Source organism: Nocardioides sp. Root122, from assembly GCF_001425025.1.
Classification (GTDB): Bacteria; Actinomycetota; Actinomycetes; order Propionibacteriales; family Nocardioidaceae; genus Nocardioides.
Genome location: NZ_LMDE01000004.1, coordinates 15995 through 33919, shown reverse-complemented (window position 1 = coordinate 33919; position 17925 = coordinate 15995). Strand labels below are relative to the sequence as shown.

Sequence of the window (17925 nt, the reverse complement as noted above, 5' to 3'; positions counted from 1 at the left end):
ATCCACCCACTATTTGACGGATCCGAACCATGTGAGGTTGGCGGAGAAGAGAAGTTGGAAGAGCGGTGTCGGTGGCCGTCCGCTGGACGACCACCGACAGTGGGTCACTTCTTGGAGTAGTACTCCACGATGAGCTGCTCCTGGACCGGGACGTCGATCTGCGCCCGGATCGGGACCTGGTGCACGAGGATGCGCATCCGGGACGGGATGACCTCGAGCCAGGCGGGGACGACGCGCTCGCCGTGGGTCTCGCGAGCCACGATCAGCGGGGTCATCTCCAGCGACTTCTCGCGCACGTCGATGATGTCGTGGTCGGAGACCTGGAAGGACGGGATGTTGACCTTCTTGCCGTTGACCAGGAAGTGGCCGTGCACGACGAGCTGGCGGGCCTGACGACGCGTCCGGGCGAAGCCGGCGCGGTAGACCACGTTGTCGAGGCGGCACTCGAGGAGCTGCAGCAGGTTGTCGCCGGTCTTGCCCTGGCGGCGGCTGGCTTCCTTGTAGTAGCGGACGAACTGCTTCTCCATCACGCCGTAGGTGAAGCGAGCCTTCTGCTTCTCACGCAGCTGCAGGAGGTACTCGGACTCCTTGATGCGACCGCGGCCGTGCTGGCCGGGGGCGTAGGGACGCTTCTCGAAGGCAGCGTCGCCGCCGACGAGGTCGACACCGAGACGGCGCGACTTGCGGGTCATGGGACCGGTGTAGCGGGCCATGTTTCAGTCTCTCTTTCTCAGTCTCGGGTCAGACGCGGCGGCGCTTGGGCGGCCGGCATCCGTTGTGCGGGGTGGGCGTGACGTCCTGGATGGTGCCGACCTCGAGGCCGATGGCACCCAGCGAACGGATGGCGGTCTCACGACCCGAGCCCGGACCCTTGACGAAGACGTCGATCTTCTTCATGCCGTGGTCCATGGCGCGACGGCCGGCGGCCTCTGCAGCCATCTGCGCGGCGAACGGGGTGGACTTGCGCGAGCCCTTGAAGCCGACGGTGCCGGCAGAGGCCCACGAGATCACCGCACCGGTCGGGTCGGTGATCGTGACGATGGTGTTGTTGAACGTGCTCTTGATGTGGGCTTCGCCCTGGGCGACGTTCTTCTTCTCCTTGCGGCGGACCTTGGTCGCGCGGCTCTTGGGAGGCATTCAGTAACTCCTGATGAGGTCTGGTCTGGAAGCTTCGATGACGGTGATCAGCGCAGGGCGCCGATCACTTCGCCTTCTTCTTGCCGGCGACGGTGCGCTTGGGGCCCTTGCGGGTGCGCGCGTTGGTCTTGGTGCGCTGACCGCGGACCGGGAGGCCCATGCGGTGGCGGCGACCCTGGTAGCTGCCGATCTCGATCTTGCGGCGGATGTCCGCCTGGACCTCGCGCCGGAGGTCACCCTCGATCTTGAAGTTGGCTTCGATCTCGTCGCGAAGCTTGACCAGCTCCTCGTCACCGAGCGTGTGGACCCGGGCGTTCGGGTCGACGCCGGTGGCGGCCAGGAGCTGCTGGGCGCGGGTACGGCCGATGCCGTAGATGTAGGTGAGAGCGATCTCGATGCGCTTGTCGCGCGGGAGGTCCACTCCAACGAGGCGTGCCATGTGGCGGGTTCCTTGTCTGTTCTCGCAGTGGTTTCTGGTCGTGTCGCGTCCCATCCCGCCTCGGGTGGGCTCCGGCCAGTGCTCCGGAGGTGACTTCGGTCAGGCGGTGCCTGGCCTAGCGATCACGTTGTGTGGTGATTCAGTTGTTGCTGGTCGTGCTGGATCGTGCGGCCGGCAGAGCCAGCCGGACGATCAACCCTGCCGCTGCTTGTGGCGGGGGTTCTCGCAGATGACCATGACCCGGCCGTGACGGCGGATGACCTTGCACTTGTCACAGATGGGCTTGACGCTGGGGTTGACCTTCATGTCAACGATTCCTTGCTACTCGGCTGGCTGGTCACTTGTACCGGTAGACGATCCGACCCCGGGTGAGGTCGTACGGCGAGAGCTCCACCACGACCCGGTCCTCGGGGAGGATCCGGATGTAGTGCTGTCGCATCTTGCCGCTGATGTGCGCGAGCACCTTGTGCCCGTTGGCCAGCTCCACACGGAACATGGCGTTGGGAAGGGCCTCCACGACGGTGCCCTCGATCTCGATCACGCCTTCTTTCTTCGGCATGTCCTCCACAATCTGTTGTCTCGTTGTCTACCGTGGCCCGGGAACCGCCCGGCTCCTGCTCGGAGGTGGCCGGTGGACCTCGTGTGCGGATCCGGGAACCTCTTCCCGGGCACGCACCTGAGCGTCACGCTGGACGAGTCGGTGGTGATTCCGGGCAGCCGCGAGGCACCACGAAACACAGCCCACGTTGGGCCGACGCACCAGTTTAGTCAGGCGTGCCTCGAGAACGCCAATCAGCGAGGCCGCGCAGCCGGCCGAGGGCCGCGGCGACCTTCCCGCTGCGGGCGGCGGGCTCCGCGGCGGGCTGCTCCCCCGCGTCGGGCGTGGCGCGGCGCGTGCTCCGGGGAGCCGTGCGCCGCAGGGAGCGGAGGCTCACCGCGGCCCGGATCCGCTGCCAGCGGCCGACCCCGCGCGACATGGCCCGTCGCTCGGCGTCGATCGACTCCCAGTAGGTGGTCGCGGCGGCCTCCTCGGGCGCGCTGGGCCCGAACACGAAGCTGTCCGCGCGGCGGGCGAGGACACCGGCCTCACCGGACACGATGCCGACCGACTGCTCGCGCCGGGTGACCGTGGGGCCGAGCGGCACGACCTGGCCGAGGTCGCGGGCGTGGTCGACCAGCTCGCGCCACGCGCCCACGAAGCGGGCCGACGGCGAGTCGGCACTGCGGCGGCGGTGGCGGCGCCAGGCCTTGAAGGCCACGATGGCGCCGAGCACCAGGGCCGCGAGCAGGAGCGGCAGGCCGACGTAGCGCACCACGGCACCCACCCACCCCGGCAGGCCGGGGATCAGGCCCTCGTCCTCCTCGGCCTTCTTGCGGGTGGCCTTGCGCTCCTTGAGGTCGGCGTCGCTCTGCTCCCCCGCGTCGGACGGCGGCGGGATGGGGTTGGGCGGCGGGATGACCGTGCCCGACATCGGGGTGTTGGTCTCCGGCACCTGGTCGGCCGGGGGCGTGCGCGACATGAACGCATCGGTGGGCAGGGTGCGCCACGAGCCGTCGGCGGCGCGGAGCTCCACCCACGCCGACACGTCCCGACCCATCACCCGGCCGTCCTCGGGCACCGCGGCGCCGAGCACGACGCGGGCCGGGACGCCGATGTCGTTGGCGATCAGCGCCATCGTGGCGGCGTACTGCTCGTCGTTGCCGACGATCTGCGGGGCGTTGACGAACTCGTCGGAGAGCCGCCACACGCTGTGGCCCCCGACGTAGATGCGCTCGGTGCGGCCCACGCCGTCGGAGTACTTGCCCTCCGAGCGCAGGTGCTCGGCGGCGGCGAACACGCGGTCCATCGGGTCGCTGCCGGCCTGCTCCGTCCACTTCTCGGTGGGTCCCTGGATGAACGCGGCGCCAGGCGGGAGCGAGGTCACCGCGGCAGAGCCGACGGTCTCGGGCGACAGCTCGTCCTCGGGCTCGACGGCGGTGAACGAGTAGCGGTCACCCGGCCGGAGGCCGCTGGGCACGACGGCGGTCGACGTCGCGAGGTTGTAGCGGAAGACCTCGGCCTTGGCACGCGCGTCGGCAGTCTCGAAGTGCATCGACCGGAGCGCGCCGACGGTGGGCAGCCAGACGCCGGACCAGCCCTCGCCGAGGGTGACCGTCACGTCGACCTCCTTGCCCTCGACCGGGTTGTCGATCGTGGACGACACACGCTGGAAGGAGTCGTCGGCGGCACCGGGCAGGGCGTTGTCGCTGGCGCCCCACACCATGCCGTCGTAGCGGTCCATGGTCGCGAAGCGCACCAGCGTGCCGGGGGTCACGCCCTGGATCTCGAGCAGCGTCTTGTCGTAGACGTTGCTCGGGTCGTCGCGGCCCTGGAGGTTGATGTACTTGCGGAACCCGGCCAGCGGCGAGGGGTAGCGCCCGATGTCGAACGGCGGCTCCACCCAGTTGCGGGCCACGGTGCGGTCGGCGTCGGTGCCCGCCATCCAGGCGCTGGCCGGGAAGGCCAGGCCTGCCGCGAGGGCGAGCATGGCCACGGCCCCGGCGCCCCGGACGTAGGACGTGCTGCCGCCCTGCACCGCGGCGCTGGCGCGGCGAGCCCGCTGGGCCAGCCAGGCAAGGGCCAGGCCGGCGAAGACGGTGCCCTGCAGCAGCAGGGACTGCGGGTGTCGTACGCCGAGCACGATGGCGCCGCAGAGCACCACGGTCATGCCGACCACCGGAAGCGCTGCCGCGACCCAGGCGCGGCGCACGGGCAGGTGCGCCAGCCCCAGCCCCACCAGCCCGGCGACCATGCCCGCGAGCCACGGCAGCACGAGGAGCGGACCGTCGCCGTCGATGGGGGGCAGCGTGGTGAGCAGGTCCTTCCACCCGAAGATCGCCTCGTCTGCCACGCGCCCCAGCGTGGAGGCGCCCGGCAGCACCGAGGCGTCGCCGAGCGATCGCAGGCACAGCGGGCCGCCGAGAAGGAAGAAGACCGCCAGGCAGATCACCACGGCCGACACGATCGGCCAGCCGGCGGCGCGGGTCAGGTGCGTCACGACCACCGCGACCAGCGCGCCGAGCATCCCCACCAGGAGGTACGACGACCCGGTGAAGGAGGAGCCGAACGCGCTGAGCGCGACGCCGGCCAGTGCCAGCGTGAAGACGATGTCGACCCACGAGTGCCGGTCGGGCAGCAGCGGGTGCGCGCGGACCCGCGTGCGCGTGCCGGTCGCGTGGCCCGGAGCGGACGAGGCGGGACGCCGTGGACCGAGCCTCATCGCACGCTCCACCTCAGCAGGCCGCCGAGGTCCTCCTTGGCGGCCAGGTGCAGCACCGGCAGGCCACCGGTCTCGGTGACGCGGCTGGTGCCCGCCGGGTCGACGACGATCCCGAAGCGGCGGACCTCGGGCGGGAAGGCGGCGGCCGACCGCAGCAGGTCGGTGAACTCGGTGCCGCTGCCGCCGACGAAGAACGCCAGGCTGGTGTCGGGGGCCAGCGAGGTTGCCTGGCGCCCGGACTCGACGAGGCCGCGGTCGCCGAGCTCGGCGCGGCACACCGCGTCGAGCGCGAGGTGGCCGTCGGACCCGGTCGAGGCGTGCCGACCGCACACGAAGGAGACGTCGAACTCGTCGAGGACCGCGCGCACGGCGATCGAGGCGGCGACCGCCATCGCGGTCTCGAAGTCCTCGGGGTCCGCCCAGGCGGAGGGCTGGTCGTCGACGACGATCGTCGCGTGGCTGCGACGCGTGTCGAGGTACTGGCGCACGAGCAGCGCCGACTCGCCCGTCGAGGCCATCACCTTGGCCGAGGAGCGCCAGTGGATGTGCCGCAGGTCGTCACCGGGGACGTACTCGCGCAGCGCGTGGAAGGCGAGGTCGCTCTGGCTGACCGCGTCGGTCGAGACGCCCTCGAGGTCGCGCAGCAGGCCGGCACCGAGCGACTCCATCGGGATCAGGTGCGGGCGCACCAGCACCTCACGGACGGGCGTCCATACCATGTCGCGGGAGAACAGGCCGACCGGGTCGCCGCGGCGGGTCATCGCGGGCCCCACCGCGATCACCCCACGCCGCTCGGTGCGGATCGTGAACGACTCCTCGTGCGTGGCTCCGGGCGCCAGCGAGCTGATGCCGTAGCGGTGGACGGCCGAGCCGACCGGGACCTCGAGGGTGGTCGGCACGAGGCGGGAGGCGGCACGGTTGACGACGAGCACGCCGGCAGCCACCGACTCCCCCGCCGCGACCCGTTCGGGCTGGAGCCGCAGGTCGACCGAGACCGAGGTGCGGCCGAGGAGGAACGGCACGGCGAGGACGAGCAGGAGCAGGCATGCGGTGCCGAGCACGGCGAGCTCGCGCCATGCCGTGAACGTGGCGAGCAGGGCCGCGCCCAGTCCGAGCCCGAGGACGAGCCAGCCGATCGGCTTGATCACCTCGAGCGCATCGTTCAACCGCTGCCTCAAGGCCTAGGCCCCCACGCGGTCGGTCGGCGGCGCGACGGCGTCGAGCAGGCGCGAGATCACGGTCTGCACGTCCACGCCGCTGAACTGCGCCTCGGCGTCGAGCAGCAGGCGGTGCGAGAGCACGGGCTCGGCGAGGTCCTTGATGTCGTCGGGGACCACGTGGTCGCGCCCGTCGGCGGCCGCCCAGGTCTTGGCGACGCGCACGAACGCCAGGCAGCCACGGGCCGAGAGGCCGAGCTTCACGTGCGGCTGGCGGCGAGACTCCTCGGCCAGCTCGGCGACGTAGCCGATCACGGCCGGGTCGACGTAGACCTGGTCGGCCAGGCCGCTCATCTGCGCGATGGTCGCCGCGGTGATCACGGGCGTGACCAGGGCGGCGCGGTCACGGACCGCGGCGTTGTTGAGCAGCTCGACGGTGGCCTGCCGGTCGGGGTAGCCGACCGAGGTCTTCATCAGGAAGCGGTCCAGCTGCGCCTCGGGGAGGCGGTAGGTGCCGGCCTGCTCGATGGGGTTCTGCGTGGCGATGACGAGGAACGGGCGGCCGACCGGGTGGGCGACGCCGTCGACGGTGACGCGGCCCTCCTCCATGACCTCCAGCAGTGCGGACTGGGTCTTCGGCGAGGCACGGTTGATCTCGTCGGCCAGCACGATCGTGTGGAAGATCGGACCGGGGTGGAACTCGAAGGTGCCCTTGTGCTGGTCGTAGACCGTCACGCCGGTGACGTCGGAGGGCAGCAGGTCGGGCGTGAACTGGATGCGGGCGTGGCTGCCCTGGACGGTGTTGGCGAGCGCCCGCGCCAGCATCGTCTTGCCCGTGCCCGGGAAGTCCTCGAGCAGGATGTGGCCCTCGGAGAGCAAGCAGGTCAGCGCGAGCCGCACCACGTGGCGCTTGCCGAGGACGGCCTTCTCCATGTTGTCGGTGAGCTGGTCGAAGGTGGACTTGAACCACTCGGCCTGCTCGGGGCTGATCGTCATGCTGCTCCTCTGTAGGTGGCGCTGGGGCCGGGATCGCGGGATCGCAGGATCACGGGATCACCGGAAGGTCTTTCCATTCCCGGGTGGTCGAGCCGGCCTCACGGTTGCCGCCGGTCTCGTCGCAGGTCACCGTGACGATGCCGACGCGGTAGTAGACGTCCGTGGTGTGCTGCCCGTTGGTGTCGAAGCTGCGCGAGGTGTCCCCCTGCACCGTGTTGGTGATGCTGCAGCTGTAGCGGCGGTTCATGTCGGTGGTGCCGATGACGAGGAAGCCGCAGGTCGCGCTCGTGCAGCCGGTCAGGAGGGGTCCCTCCGCGTTGCCCTTGAACGTGCAGGCGGCGGCCGTGCTGTCGGTGCTGTCGCTGCAGGGCTTGCGCCCCAGCGTGATCGCCGGCGGTGGTGGCGGTCCGCTCTGGTCGCGGCGTGAGGAGCTGTCCGTCCCGCGGTTGCCCGGTGAGGTGTCCCGGAGCGTCACCGAGATGCTGACGTCCTGCTCGTAGTTGCTCGTCGAGGTCGTGAACGACTGGGAGAAGCGTCCGACGGAGGTCAGGTTGACGGTCTGCGCCAGTGAGCCGTTGATCGAGATGTCGAGCACCGCCGGGTCGCCGTTGCTGCTGCCCGTGATGGTCCACGTCAGCGACTTGCCGTTGACCGACGGCGCGCCGAGGTCGTCGAGCATGCCGCCCAGCGGGCCGAACGTCTGGACGTTCTGCTGGCCGCTGAGGGTGCAGCCGGCGGGAGCGTTCTCGTTGCACACCCGGAGCTGGACCGGGTAGGGCTGCTCGTTGCTGGGCACTGGGAAGCGCTCCGTGTGGGGACCGGTCTGCTGGTCGAAGGACTTCTGCACCAGCCCGCCCACCAGGATGTCCACCTTGCTCGTGGCACCGCGAGACTCGGGGACGGTGTACTGGATCTCCGCCTCCTGGTTGTTGCCGGTGCCGTAGACCTGGAAGGCGCCCCACGCAGCAGGACGGCCCACGGCCTCGATCGAGGTGCCGTCGCTGGGCTGCGACCGGTTCTGGATGTTGGCGGCCGTCACCCGGTAGGTGTAGATCAGGCCGTCGTAGGGGACGCCCGCGTGGGTGCAGGTCACCGAGGCGATCCTCTGGCACCCGGGGACGGCCGTGGTGGTCTGGCCGTTGGAGTAGGTCACCGTGTAGAGGGTCGGTGCGGGACCCTCTGCCAGCACGGGCTGCCACGTGATGCGCACGTTGGTCTGGTTGGCGCCGGCCTCGAGGTCGGTCACGACGGGCGCCGCGGGCGCGGGCGGGGTGCCGATGGGCTGCATCTCCGGCGACGAGCGCGGGAGGGAGTAGCCGGTCTTGTTGTGCGCCTTCACGGTGAAGACGTACTTCTCGTTGTTGTTCAGCCCCGACGCCGTGTACGACGTCTGCTCGCCGCCCACCACGGCCTGCCCGCCGATCCAGGTGATGGTGTAGTCGAGGATCTTCGAGGTCTTCGTCGACGGCTTGTCCCACGCGAACGTGATCGTGCCGTCACCGCGGTCGGTCATCCGGATGTCCTGGACGCGGCCGGGCACCGTGTCGGCCTGCGCCGACTTCGACAGGCCGCTCCACTCGCTCTGGCCCACCCGGTTGACCGCCGCAGCCCGGAAGCTGTAGTTGGACCCCGACTTCAGGTTGCGGTAGACGCACTCGTTGGTGTCGCAGCGCTGCTTGTCGCCGGACCGCTCCTCGCGCACCCAGTAGTAGAGGACCGGCGCTCCGCCGTCGTCGTCCGGCGGCGCCCACGACATCGTCACGGTCCCGACCTCGTCGGAGTTCCGGTAGGGACGTGGCTCACCCGGCGGCGACGGGGTGCCGACCACCTGGAACTGCATCTGGCCCTCGGCGCGGCGCGATGCCGGCGGGTCGTCGGAGGAGATGTCGCTGACCACGATGCGGAAGCCGGCCTGCACGCCCCGTGCGTCCTTGGCGGCCGTGAGGGTCAGCCTGCTGCCCTCGAAGCTCGCCCGGACACCGGAGTTCCCGGTGCTGTCGACCGAGAGGATGGTGGGGTCGGGGTCGGCCACCCCGCCCGTGAGGTAGTCGCCGACGTCGTAGGTGCGGGTCTGGCCCGCCTCCATGGTGTCGACCTTGATCGGCGCCAAGGTGGGCGGAGGTGCCTGGGCGAGCCGGAAGCGGACCTCCTCGGTGTTGCTGTCCCCTGCGCGCACCGACAGCACCGCCTCGCCGCCCTCGGTGGCGGTGTCGGCCGCGGTCACGGCCACGACCGAGCCGTCCGGGCTGCCCACGTCGAGACCCTCGAGCGGCTCGCTCCACTCGGCGGCGAAGCTGAGGCCGGCGGCGTCGCGCGGGTCGTCGGTGTAGACCGTGCAGAAGGTGGCGATGTCGAGGGCCAGGCGCTGGCCTGCCGACATCGGCAGCACCGTCGATGGGCACTCCAGGGACGGCTTGTCGTCGCCGACGTAGACCGGGATCGAGAGCACCACGGTCGCACCGTCAGCGGTGGTGGTGGTGTCCTCGTTGCCGCTCTCGTCGGTCGCGGTGGTGACCTCGACGAGCAGCGCGCCCGGGCCGCGGAAGGACGCGGGTGCCGTCAGGGAGAAGCGGTTGTCGCCGTCCGGGCCCGCGGTCAGCGCGGTCGGCGTGGCGTCGTAGGAGCGCCGGCCGGACGCGAGACGCACGTCGGCCCCCTCGGGCGCCTCGATGTAGTCGGTGATCCTGCCGCTCGCGGTCTCGCCGGGGTCGAGCTCGATCAGCGCGTCCGGGAGCACCGACGGCAGGCCGGTGCCGGTCGGGGGGATGTAGACCGAGGCGGCTGCGGCCGCCCCGTCCCCGTCGCGCACCTGGAACGGCAGGACCTGGGGCGCCGCACCGCGGTCGGCGCGCACCTCGACACCGTCGAGGACCCTGGCGCTGCCGCCGACGCTGACGACCTCGATGTCCTGCGCCGGGCCGTCGGGGTCGTAGGCGCCCTCCAGCACGTCGACCACCACGCTGCCGCTGTCGCCGGCGCGACCGAACGCGTCGTAGACGATCGGCGGGTTGTTGTAGTCGTCGGCCGTCTCGAGCGTCATCGTCGCCCGTGACTCGCTCAGCCCGTTGGTGATGCTGTAGCGGATCACGACGGGCGGAGCCGCGAGGTCGCCGGGCGCCCGCACGCTCACCAGGTTGGTCTTGGGGTCGAGCCTGACGCCCTCGGGCGCGCTGAGCAGGTTCACGTCGACGACGTCGCCAGGGGCGACGAAGTCGTTGGCGAGCGGGTCGAACGTCGCGGTGCGCCCGGGCTCGACGGTGAGGCGGTCCTCGACGGCGAGCGGGGGCTGGGGCTGGCTGAGCCCGACGACCGCGACGCGCACGGTGCCGGTCGCGAAGGCGCCCTGGGAGTCGACCACCGCGTAGCTGAACTCGTCGGTGCCGACGGTGCGCGGGTAGGCCTGGTACTCCAGGAAGTTGCCGCCGAAGGAGACGATGCGGCCCAGCCGTGGTGCGGCCGTGATGCCGGTGACCGTCACCGGGTCGCCGTTGCGGTCGACGCCGACGGACGGGACGCGGATCTTGACCTTGTCGCCGGAGACGACGCGGCCCTCCAGCGTGGGCGGCTCCGGTGGGTCGTTGGGGTCGTCGGCGGGCACGATCGTCACGAGCAGACGACCGAGGGCGCGCTTGCCGTCGAGGTTCTGCGCGACGTAGCGGACCGTGAAGGTGTCGCGCTCGGCGATCCGGTCGGGCGCGACGTAGCGGACCATCCGGCCCGACACGAAGGCCTTGCCGACGTCGCCGGTGACGTCGATCGGCGCCACCACGTCGAGCTCGCCGGGGACCTCCGCCGCGACGAGGTCGCTCACCAGGGTCAGCCGGTCACCCGACGGCGAGACGTCGTTGTCGAGCACCGGGGCGGACACCGCGGTGCCGGCCCGTACGACGACCTTGTCGGCCACGGTGATGGGCGTGTTGTCCGCGGGCGCGGGCCGCTGGGTGACCACCACCTCGCCCTGCACGCCGGCGCTCGGACCGTTGCTGATGGTGTAGGACACGGTCTGGGTGATGGGCCTGAGCTCGGGCTGGACCGCCGAGATGCGCAGCCAGCGGCCGTCGATGATGGCGACGTCGAGCTGGCCGGCGCGGTCTGCCGAGGCGCGCGTGACGACGAGGAGGCCGCCCGCGGGATCGAGGTCGTTGGCGAGCACGTCGACGACGCCGGGGGCCTGGCCGTAGACGGTCAGCGTGTCAGGCATCGCGATGGGGTCCGCGGACCGCTTCGGTCGCGGCTTCACGTCGACGCGGATCGTGCCCTGGTCGAGGTCGGCGTTGCCGTAGCCGGCGTCGTAGTTGAGGAAGTAGGTGCCGGGACGGTCTGCGGTGAACGTCAGCGTCCCAGCGTCCAGGTCGGAGACGATCGTGGCGCCCGGCTGCTGCGGGACCTTGCCGCCCAGGCTGAGCTCGGCGTTGGGGGTCGCCGGGTCGGAACCCGGCAGGTCGTTGAGCAGCGGACGGATCTTGATCGGCTTGCCGGCCTCGCCGCGCACCACGTCGGGCTCGGCGGTCGGCGGGAAGGAGTTCTGGTCCAGCGGCGCCTGGACCTGGAACGTCATGGAGCGCTTGACGGCAGCCGAGTTGCCGTCGGTGACGGCGAACTCGACCCGCACCAGCTGCTGCCCGTCGGCCTTCGCGGTCGGGGCGCTGAAGCGGATCCTGCCGTCGGCGGTGGTGCGGGCGACCGCTCCGGTCTCCTCCCCACCGACGGCCTGCGCGGAGTCGAGGAGGAGGGTGTCGCCGTCGGCGTCGTCGCGCCAGTCGGCGAGCACGGGGACGTCGAGCGCGCCGCCGTGCGGCACCTTGTAGGTCGGCTTGCGGTAGCCCGCGCGCAGCGTGGGCGCCTCGTTCGCACCGGGAGCGCGCACGTCGACGGTGACCGCGGCGTGGGCGGAGAGGCCGTCGCGGCCGTCGTCGATGAAGTACTGGAAGCTCGCCGCGCGGCCGTCGTCGGGCATCTGCAGGACGAGGGTCTGGCCGTCGGGGCTGATCTCGACCCGCGCTCCCCCGGTGGGCTGGTCGACGTCGACGATGCTGAGCAGGCGGCCGTCGGGCGCGGAGTCGTTGTCGAGCGGGTGGAGGACCGTGGTGCGGCCGGCACGCACGCCGTAGGAGTCGGGCTTGGCCTGCGGCGGTCGCTTGTCGGCCTGGCTCTCGTTCTCGTCCTTGTCCTCCTCCTCGTCGTCCTTCTTCTTCGAGGTGAAGGCCTCCCAATTGTCGATCTTGACCGGGTGCTCCTGCTGCACGTCCCACACGGTGCCGCTGACGGCGTCGTTGAGGACGATCTCGCCGCGGTTCACGCGGAAGGCCAGGCGCGTCGCGTCGCCGCCCAGCGCCTCGTCGGTGACGATCTCCGACCCGCACTGCACGGTCACCGCGCCCTGGCCGCCGGACCAGGCGCCGAAGACGCAGGCGCCGAGACGCACCGGGGCGACGGCCGTGCCGGACCGCGACGACACCGTGGTCACGTCGCCGGACCCGAGGTCGATGCTGAGGAGGCCGTCGGGCGCACCCACCAGCACGGCGTCGGCGTCGGGGCCGGGCTGCTGGAGCTCGCTGTCCGGCGGGACCGCGACGGTCGCGCCGTCGAGCACCCGGACCACGCCGGCGCGGGCGTCGAGCGTGACGACGCGGTCGCCGACGGTGGTGACCGCGCTGACCTGACCGGCGTCCCGGGGCAGGTCACGCGACTCGGGCTTGCCGAGCGCGGCACCCTTCGGGGCCATCGTGGTGACCGTGCCCTCGTCGGCCGACGTGACGACGACCGTGCCGTCCTGCGCCACGGCGAGCGCCGCGTCCTTGCCGGCCTTCGCGACCGGGTCGGCCTGGCGGTCGACCGCGCTCATCACGGGCCGCCCGACCTGCTCGTCGTAGCGGACCGCCCAGACCTCACCGGTCTCGGCGTCGACGCTGGCGAGGGTGCCGCCACCCATGGCGACGTGGCCGATGCTCGGGACCGCGGCCGAGCCGCCGTCCTGGGACTCCAGCCGCGTGGTCTCGATCGCCTGACCGCGGCTGGCGTCGAGGTTGAGGGTCACCACTGCGGCGCCGTCCTGGACGACGTCGAGGCGGGCCTTGCCGTCCTGGGTCGGGACCACGCCGTCGAGCTGGTTGATCGGCTTGTTCATCCGGCCCGACCAGCCCTTGGCGCCGTTGACGACCCACACGCCACCGTCGTTGAGGTCGGCCTCGTGCGCCTTGTAGCCGTCGGCCGTGATCGCGTAGGCGACGAGGGCGGACGCGGCGACGGCCAGCGCGGCACCTGATGCGATGCCCGCGCGGTGTCGACGCACGAACGACGTCCGTGTCACGCCAGCCCCCCTTGGCCCACGAATGAGTGCGCCCGCCGCAGTCACCCAGCAGGAGGGTATGTATCGGGTCAAGGTTCGGACAAGTCGGGACGGCGTGCGTCGCGACGCCGTGATGGGTGATGATGGACGAGTGGGCGTGGACGAGGGGAGCCGACGTTGATCGTGGAAGCGAGGTACGCCGCAGGGGACGGCGTGCTTCTCGGCAGTGGCGCCCACTGGGTGCTGCTGACCGACCCCGGTGACGAGCAGGTCGTCCAGGACATCTGGGACGTCCTGTCGATGACCGCACCGTCCGGCTCACCCGTCGTCGAACGGGTGATGGCCATCGTGGAGAAGCACTTCGACGGCGACCCGCCTGCCCTCGCAATCGCCGACTTCACCTCCGGCGCCTCCTCGACGCTGTCACGTGGCACCGGCCACGTCCGCCTCGCCGGTCCGTCCCGGGTGCTCAGCCTCGACGGTGGCGGCGACCCCGGGCGCCTTCCGTCCACGCGCCGCCTCGTCGGCGGTGTCGTCGGCGCCGACCGGGTCGAGCTGCAGCCGCTCTCGGTCCGCACGGCCCCGGTCGCGCACGCCCAGGAGGTCGAGGCGCCATCCCCCTCCGGCGCGCTCATCGACGGGATCCCGGCCGACATCCTCGCCGCCAAGGGCCCCGACGGCCCGCCGCCGCGCACCCGCGTGCTGCGGCCCGCCGAGGACACCGGGGCACTTCCGGACACGTCCGAGCCGGATCCGCTCATGGTCGCGCGGATCGAGGAGGGCACCCACACCACCATCCGCCAGCCCTCCGAGCCGCACAGCTCCTCCGCCGACGACCACGACGGCGCCACCAGCCACCGGCCCGCGCACCTGGCCCAGGCCAGCGTGCCGACGGTCCTGGCGGTCAGCTGCCCCCTGGGCCACCTCACCCCGCCCGTCTCCCCGCAGTGCCGGGTCTGCCACCAGCGCGTCGCACCGCAGGAGCCGCGGCGCGTCGAGCGTCCCGCCCTCGGCGGCCTGCGCCTGCCCACGGGTGAGGTGGTGCCGCTGGACCGCGGAGTGGTCCTCGGCCGCAAGCCCGCGCCTGCGGAGGGCAGCACCGACTGGCCGCACCTCGTGCACCTCCCGAAGGACCACTCCTTCGTGTCGCGACGCCACCTGCAGGTCGAGCTCGACGGGTGGGACGTCGTGGCCCGTGACCTCGACAGTCGCGGCGGCACGACCATCGCCCCACCCGGTCGCGAGCCCCAGCGGATGCGCCCGGGCGACGCGTACGTCCTCGAGCCCGGTACCGTCCTCGACATGGCGCACGTCTATGCCGTCCGCTTCGAGACGGGGGCTGTTGCCCGGTGAGCGCCCCGGAGATCCCCGGGTTCGCGTTCGTCGAGCACCTGGGCAGCGGTGGCTTCGCCGACGTCTTCCTCTACGAGCAGCAGTGGCCCCGCCAGCGGGTGGCGGTGAAGGTCGTGCGCCCCGACGTGCCCCTCACCGACCGCGAGAAGTACCTCTTCACCGCCGAGGCCAACGCCATGGCCCGCCTCGCCGACCACCCCTACATCGTCTCGGTGATCACGGCGGGGGTCACCGCCGAGGGCGGACGTCCGTTCCTGGTCATGCGCTACTGCCCGCCGCCGGACCTCGGCGTCCGGGTGCGCTCGAACCCGATGGCGCCCGTCGACGCGGTCTCGACCGGCATCAAGCTGGCGAGCGCGATCGAGACGGCCCACCGGTCGGGGATCCTGCACCGCGACATCAAGCCCAGCAACGTCCTCGTGACGACCTACCACGAGCCCGCCCTCACCGACTTCGGCATCGCCGGCCACATGGCGGACGTGGAGGGCGACAACGACGTCCGGATCTCCTACCCCTGGTCGCCGCCGGAGCTGCTCGACGGCCGGTCCAACGGGTCCGTGGCCTCGGACGTCTACTCGCTCGGTGCCACCATCTGGCACCTGCTGGTGGGACGCTCGCCCTTCTCGATCCCCTCCGGTGACAACTCCACGCGCGCCCTGAGCGCCCGCATCCTGCACGCCGCGCCGCCCGCCACGCAGCGGCCCGACGTGCCACCGGCCCTCGACCGCCTCCTGCAGCAGTGCCTGGCCAAGAAGCCCGAGCACCGGCCGCAGAGCGCCCTGGAGCTGGCCCGGGCGCTGCAGCGCATCGAGTCGGCCGCCGGTTGGGCGCGCACCTCGGTCGCGGTCGAGGGGGACCGCCCCGACGCGTCGGTCGCGTCCCCGGAGGTGCCGGAGGCTCCCGAGGACGCCACCGCGATGAAGCCGGTGACCGTGATCTCGGCCAGCGGGCCCCGCCGCATCGCCGCCCAGGACCCGGCCCCCGCCGCCCAGGACGGCGACGAGGCGGCCGGCGGGACGTCCCGCCTCGTGTGGGCCGGCGTCGCCGTGGCTGTCCTGGCGGCCCTCCTCGGCTACGTGGTGCTCGGCGGCGGCCCGGACGAGGACCCCGGCGTCGTGGTGCCGAGCGGCTCGACGACGCCCTCGCCGCTCGTGCCCGACGTGCTCACCGAGGCGCCCACACTGACCGGTCGTCGTACTCCCCGGGGGGTGCTGTTCGAGTGGAACACCTCGGTCCCGCCCGAGAAGGGTGACTCGTTCACCTACTTCCGCGACGACACCGGCGCCTACACCACCACGAAGAAGACGAGCGTCCTCGTCCGCACCGACCAGGCCGTCTGCCTCGAGCTGCGGATGACACGTGGCTCCGACAACTCCCCCACCGTGAACCAGTGCGTGTCCTGATCGCCCGCTGCGCGATCCTGGTCGGCCTGGTCGGCCTGCTCGCCCCGCTCGGTCTGTCGGCACCCGCCACTGCCGTGACCGCTCTCGACCGGGTGAGCGGACCCGCGCCGGGCGGGGCCCGTGTCCTCGACCTGCTCGACCGGGCCCGCGTCGTGGCCGACATCGAGCACCACCCCGGCTACGACCGCGACTGCGACCCCGGCGGCTGCGTCTTCGGCGAGCCCTGGACCGACGACCACGACGGGCCGAAGGGCCACAACGGCTGCACCACCCGCGAGGACGTCCTGCTCCTGCAGATGACGGACATCGAGATGCGGTGGGGGTCGAGGTGCCGGATCTACGAGGCGCGGCTGCGCGACCCCTACACCGGCGAGCGGATGACGTGGCGCGACGACGGCTACGTCATCTCGATCGACCACGTCTACCCGTTGGCGCGCGCGTGGCACGGCGGCGCCTGGGCATGGACCCCGCGACGGCGCACCGCGTTTGCCAACGACGTACGCCGCGAGCTGCTCGCGGTCTCGGCGAGCGCCAACCAGGCCAAGGAGGCCGATGGGCCGGCCGACTGGCTGCCGGCGTGGCGGCGCTACCGCTGCACCTACGCCACGTTGTACGTCCGGGTGGCCGTGGCGTGGGACCTGCCCCTCACCACGGCCGACGCCGACGCCGTGCGGCTCGTCGCCCGGTCCTGCTGAGCGACCCGCTGCGGCGGGTCAGTCGTCCTCCCAGTCGCGGCGGGGGCCGGTGGCCGCGTCCTGCTCCTCGGGCGACATGCGGCTCGAGGCCCACAGCGACAGCACCGCCGTCACGGCCAGCGTGGCGAGGATGACGACCAGGGAGAGCCAGATCGGGATGTCGGGCGCCCACGAGATGTGGTGGCCGCCGTTGATGAACGACAGCTCGTTCTCGTGCATGGCGTGCAGGATCAGCTTCACCCCGATGAAGGCGAGCAGGAACGCCAGGCCGTAGGACAGGTAGATGAGCCGCTCGAGCAGGCCACCGATGAGGAAGTAGAGCTGGCGCAGGCCCATCAGCGCGAAGATGTTGGCCGTGAGCACCAGGTAGGGCTCCTTGGTGATGCCGAAGATCGCCGGGATCGAGTCCAGGGCGAACAGCAGGTCGGTGGTGCCGAGCGTGATGATCACGATGAACATCGGGGTGATCATGCGCTGGGCGCCCTGCTTCACGACCAGGCTCTCGCCGTGCCACTCCGAGGTGGCCGGGAAGCGGCGCTCGATGAAGGCGACGACGCGGTTCTCCTCGAACTCGTCGTCCTCGTCCTCGGCGCCCTCCTTGGCGAGCTTGACCGCCGTGTAGACCAGGAACAGCCCGAAGAGGTAGAAGACCCAGCTGAAGTTGTTGATCGCGGTGGCGCCGACGGCGATGAAGATGGCGCGCATGACCAGCGCCATCACGATGCCGATCATCAGGGCGTACTGCTGCAGCTCGCGGGGCACGGCGAACTTGGCCATGATGATGATGAAGATGAACAGGTTGTCGATGGAGAGCGAGTACTCGACCAGCCAGCCCGAGAAGAACTCCAGCGCGGGTGTGCCGCCGGCGGCGTACCAGACGCCGAGCCCGAACAGGACCGCCAACCCGACGTAGATCGACAGGTAGGTCGCGCACTCCCTCATGGTCGGCTCGTGCGGCTTGCGGCCGATCACGACGAGGTCGAAGGTGAACACGACGAGGGTCACCACGGCGGTGGCGATCCAGACCCAGGTGGGGACGTCCACGCTGATGCTCCTTGGGGGGTGAGGATGAGTTCGGTGTCCGCGCACAGCACGGAAACCGGAGGTCTCTTCCGCTCGCACGTCAGGGCGAACCAGTGGCACCGGGCGCCGCTCGCGCGGACACCGTGATGACGACACCACCGCGGGGAAATACT

13 protein-coding genes are annotated in these 17925 nt (G+C 71.4%); 3 read left to right on the top strand and 10 right to left on the bottom strand.

Going from position 1 to position 17925, the window contains the following annotated elements; all coding sequences use genetic code 11:
- Positions 1-104 precede the first annotated feature (104 nt).
- The 9 genes from rpsD to ASC64_RS05850 form a co-directional block, all read right to left on the bottom strand.
- Positions 105-713 (bottom strand): 30S ribosomal protein S4, encoded by a 609-nt coding sequence (rpsD, locus tag ASC64_RS05890; protein ID WP_056906617.1) that lies wholly within the window; start codon positions 711-713, stop codon positions 105-107.
- A gap of 28 nt (positions 714-741) precedes the next feature.
- Positions 742-1137: a 30S ribosomal protein S11 gene (gene rpsK, locus ASC64_RS05885; RefSeq protein ID WP_056906616.1), complete on the bottom strand. Its 396-nt coding sequence runs from the start codon at positions 1135-1137 to the stop codon at positions 742-744.
- A 64-nt stretch (positions 1138-1201) separates the two neighbouring features.
- On the bottom strand, positions 1202-1576 hold the full coding sequence (gene rpsM, locus ASC64_RS05880; protein ID WP_056599771.1) for a 30S ribosomal protein S13: 375 nt from the start codon (positions 1574-1576) through the stop codon (positions 1202-1204).
- A gap of 192 nt (positions 1577-1768) precedes the next feature.
- On the bottom strand, positions 1769-1882 hold the full coding sequence (gene rpmJ, locus ASC64_RS05875) for a 50S ribosomal protein L36 (protein ID WP_004008316.1): 114 nt from the start codon (positions 1880-1882) through the stop codon (positions 1769-1771).
- 31 nt (positions 1883-1913) lie between these two features.
- Complete coding sequence (gene infA / locus ASC64_RS05870) at positions 1914-2135, bottom strand: translation initiation factor IF-1 (RefSeq protein WP_056599768.1); 222 nt, start codon at positions 2133-2135, stop codon at positions 1914-1916.
- A 205-nt stretch (positions 2136-2340) separates the two neighbouring features.
- On the bottom strand, positions 2341-4836 hold the full coding sequence (locus tag ASC64_RS05865) for a transglutaminase-like domain-containing protein (RefSeq protein ID WP_156385047.1): 2496 nt from the start codon (positions 4834-4836) through the stop codon (positions 2341-2343).
- Positions 4833-5984, bottom strand: coding sequence for a DUF58 domain-containing protein (locus ASC64_RS05860; RefSeq protein WP_156385046.1), 1152 nt, complete (start codon positions 5982-5984; stop codon positions 4833-4835). Before ASC64_RS05860 ends, ASC64_RS05865 begins: the two co-directional genes overlap by 4 nt.
- Positions 5985-6017: 33 nt before the next feature.
- Complete coding sequence (locus ASC64_RS05855) at positions 6018-6989, bottom strand: AAA family ATPase (protein ID WP_056906613.1); 972 nt, start codon at positions 6987-6989, stop codon at positions 6018-6020.
- 49 nt (positions 6990-7038) lie between these two features.
- Positions 7039-13299, bottom strand: coding sequence for an Ig-like domain-containing protein (locus ASC64_RS05850; protein ID WP_156385045.1), 6261 nt, complete (start codon positions 13297-13299; stop codon positions 7039-7041).
- A gap of 192 nt (positions 13300-13491) precedes the next feature.
- Between ASC64_RS05850 and ASC64_RS05845 the strand changes: the two genes are divergently transcribed.
- Genes ASC64_RS05845 through ASC64_RS05835 form a run of 3 tightly spaced genes read left to right on the top strand, consistent with a single transcriptional unit; the run spans position 13492 to position 16729 of the window.
- Complete coding sequence (locus ASC64_RS05845) at positions 13492-14631, top strand: FHA domain-containing protein (protein ID WP_156385044.1); 1140 nt, start codon at positions 13492-13494, stop codon at positions 14629-14631.
- Positions 14628-16034, top strand: coding sequence for a serine/threonine-protein kinase (locus ASC64_RS05840; protein ID WP_056906610.1), 1407 nt, complete (start codon positions 14628-14630; stop codon positions 16032-16034). The genes ASC64_RS05845 and ASC64_RS05840 overlap by 4 nt, the downstream gene beginning before the upstream one ends.
- Entirely contained in the window at positions 16022-16729 is a 708-nt protein-coding gene (locus tag ASC64_RS05835) for an HNH endonuclease family protein (protein ID WP_056906609.1), read from the top strand. The genes ASC64_RS05840 and ASC64_RS05835 overlap by 13 nt, the downstream gene beginning before the upstream one ends.
- 18 nt (positions 16730-16747) lie before the next feature.
- Here the strand turns inward: ASC64_RS05835 and ASC64_RS05830 are convergent, their stop codons facing one another.
- On the bottom strand, positions 16748-17773 hold the full coding sequence (locus ASC64_RS05830; protein ID WP_056906608.1) for a TerC family protein: 1026 nt from the start codon (positions 17771-17773) through the stop codon (positions 16748-16750).
- Positions 17774-17925 lie beyond the last annotated feature (152 nt).

Coding starts and splice junctions, on each gene's coding strand:
- rpmJ (WP_004008316.1), bottom strand. CDS start 1,882: ATGAAGGTCAACCCCAGCGTCAAGCCCATCTGTGACAAGTGCAAGGTC.
- rpsM (WP_056599771.1), bottom strand. CDS start 1,576: ATGGCACGCCTCGTTGGAGTGGACCTCCCGCGCGACAAGCGCATCGAG.
- infA (WP_056599768.1), bottom strand. CDS start 2,135: ATGCCGAAGAAAGAAGGCGTGATCGAGATCGAGGGCACCGTCGTGGAG.
- ASC64_RS05865 (WP_156385047.1), bottom strand. CDS start 4,836: ATGAGGCTCGGTCCACGGCGTCCCGCCTCGTCCGCTCCGGGCCACGCG.
- rpsK (WP_056906616.1), bottom strand. CDS start 1,137: ATGCCTCCCAAGAGCCGCGCGACCAAGGTCCGCCGCAAGGAGAAGAAG.
- rpsD (WP_056906617.1), bottom strand. CDS start 713: ATGGCCCGCTACACCGGTCCCATGACCCGCAAGTCGCGCCGTCTCGGT.
- ASC64_RS05855 (WP_056906613.1), bottom strand. CDS start 6,989: ATGACGATCAGCCCCGAGCAGGCCGAGTGGTTCAAGTCCACCTTCGAC.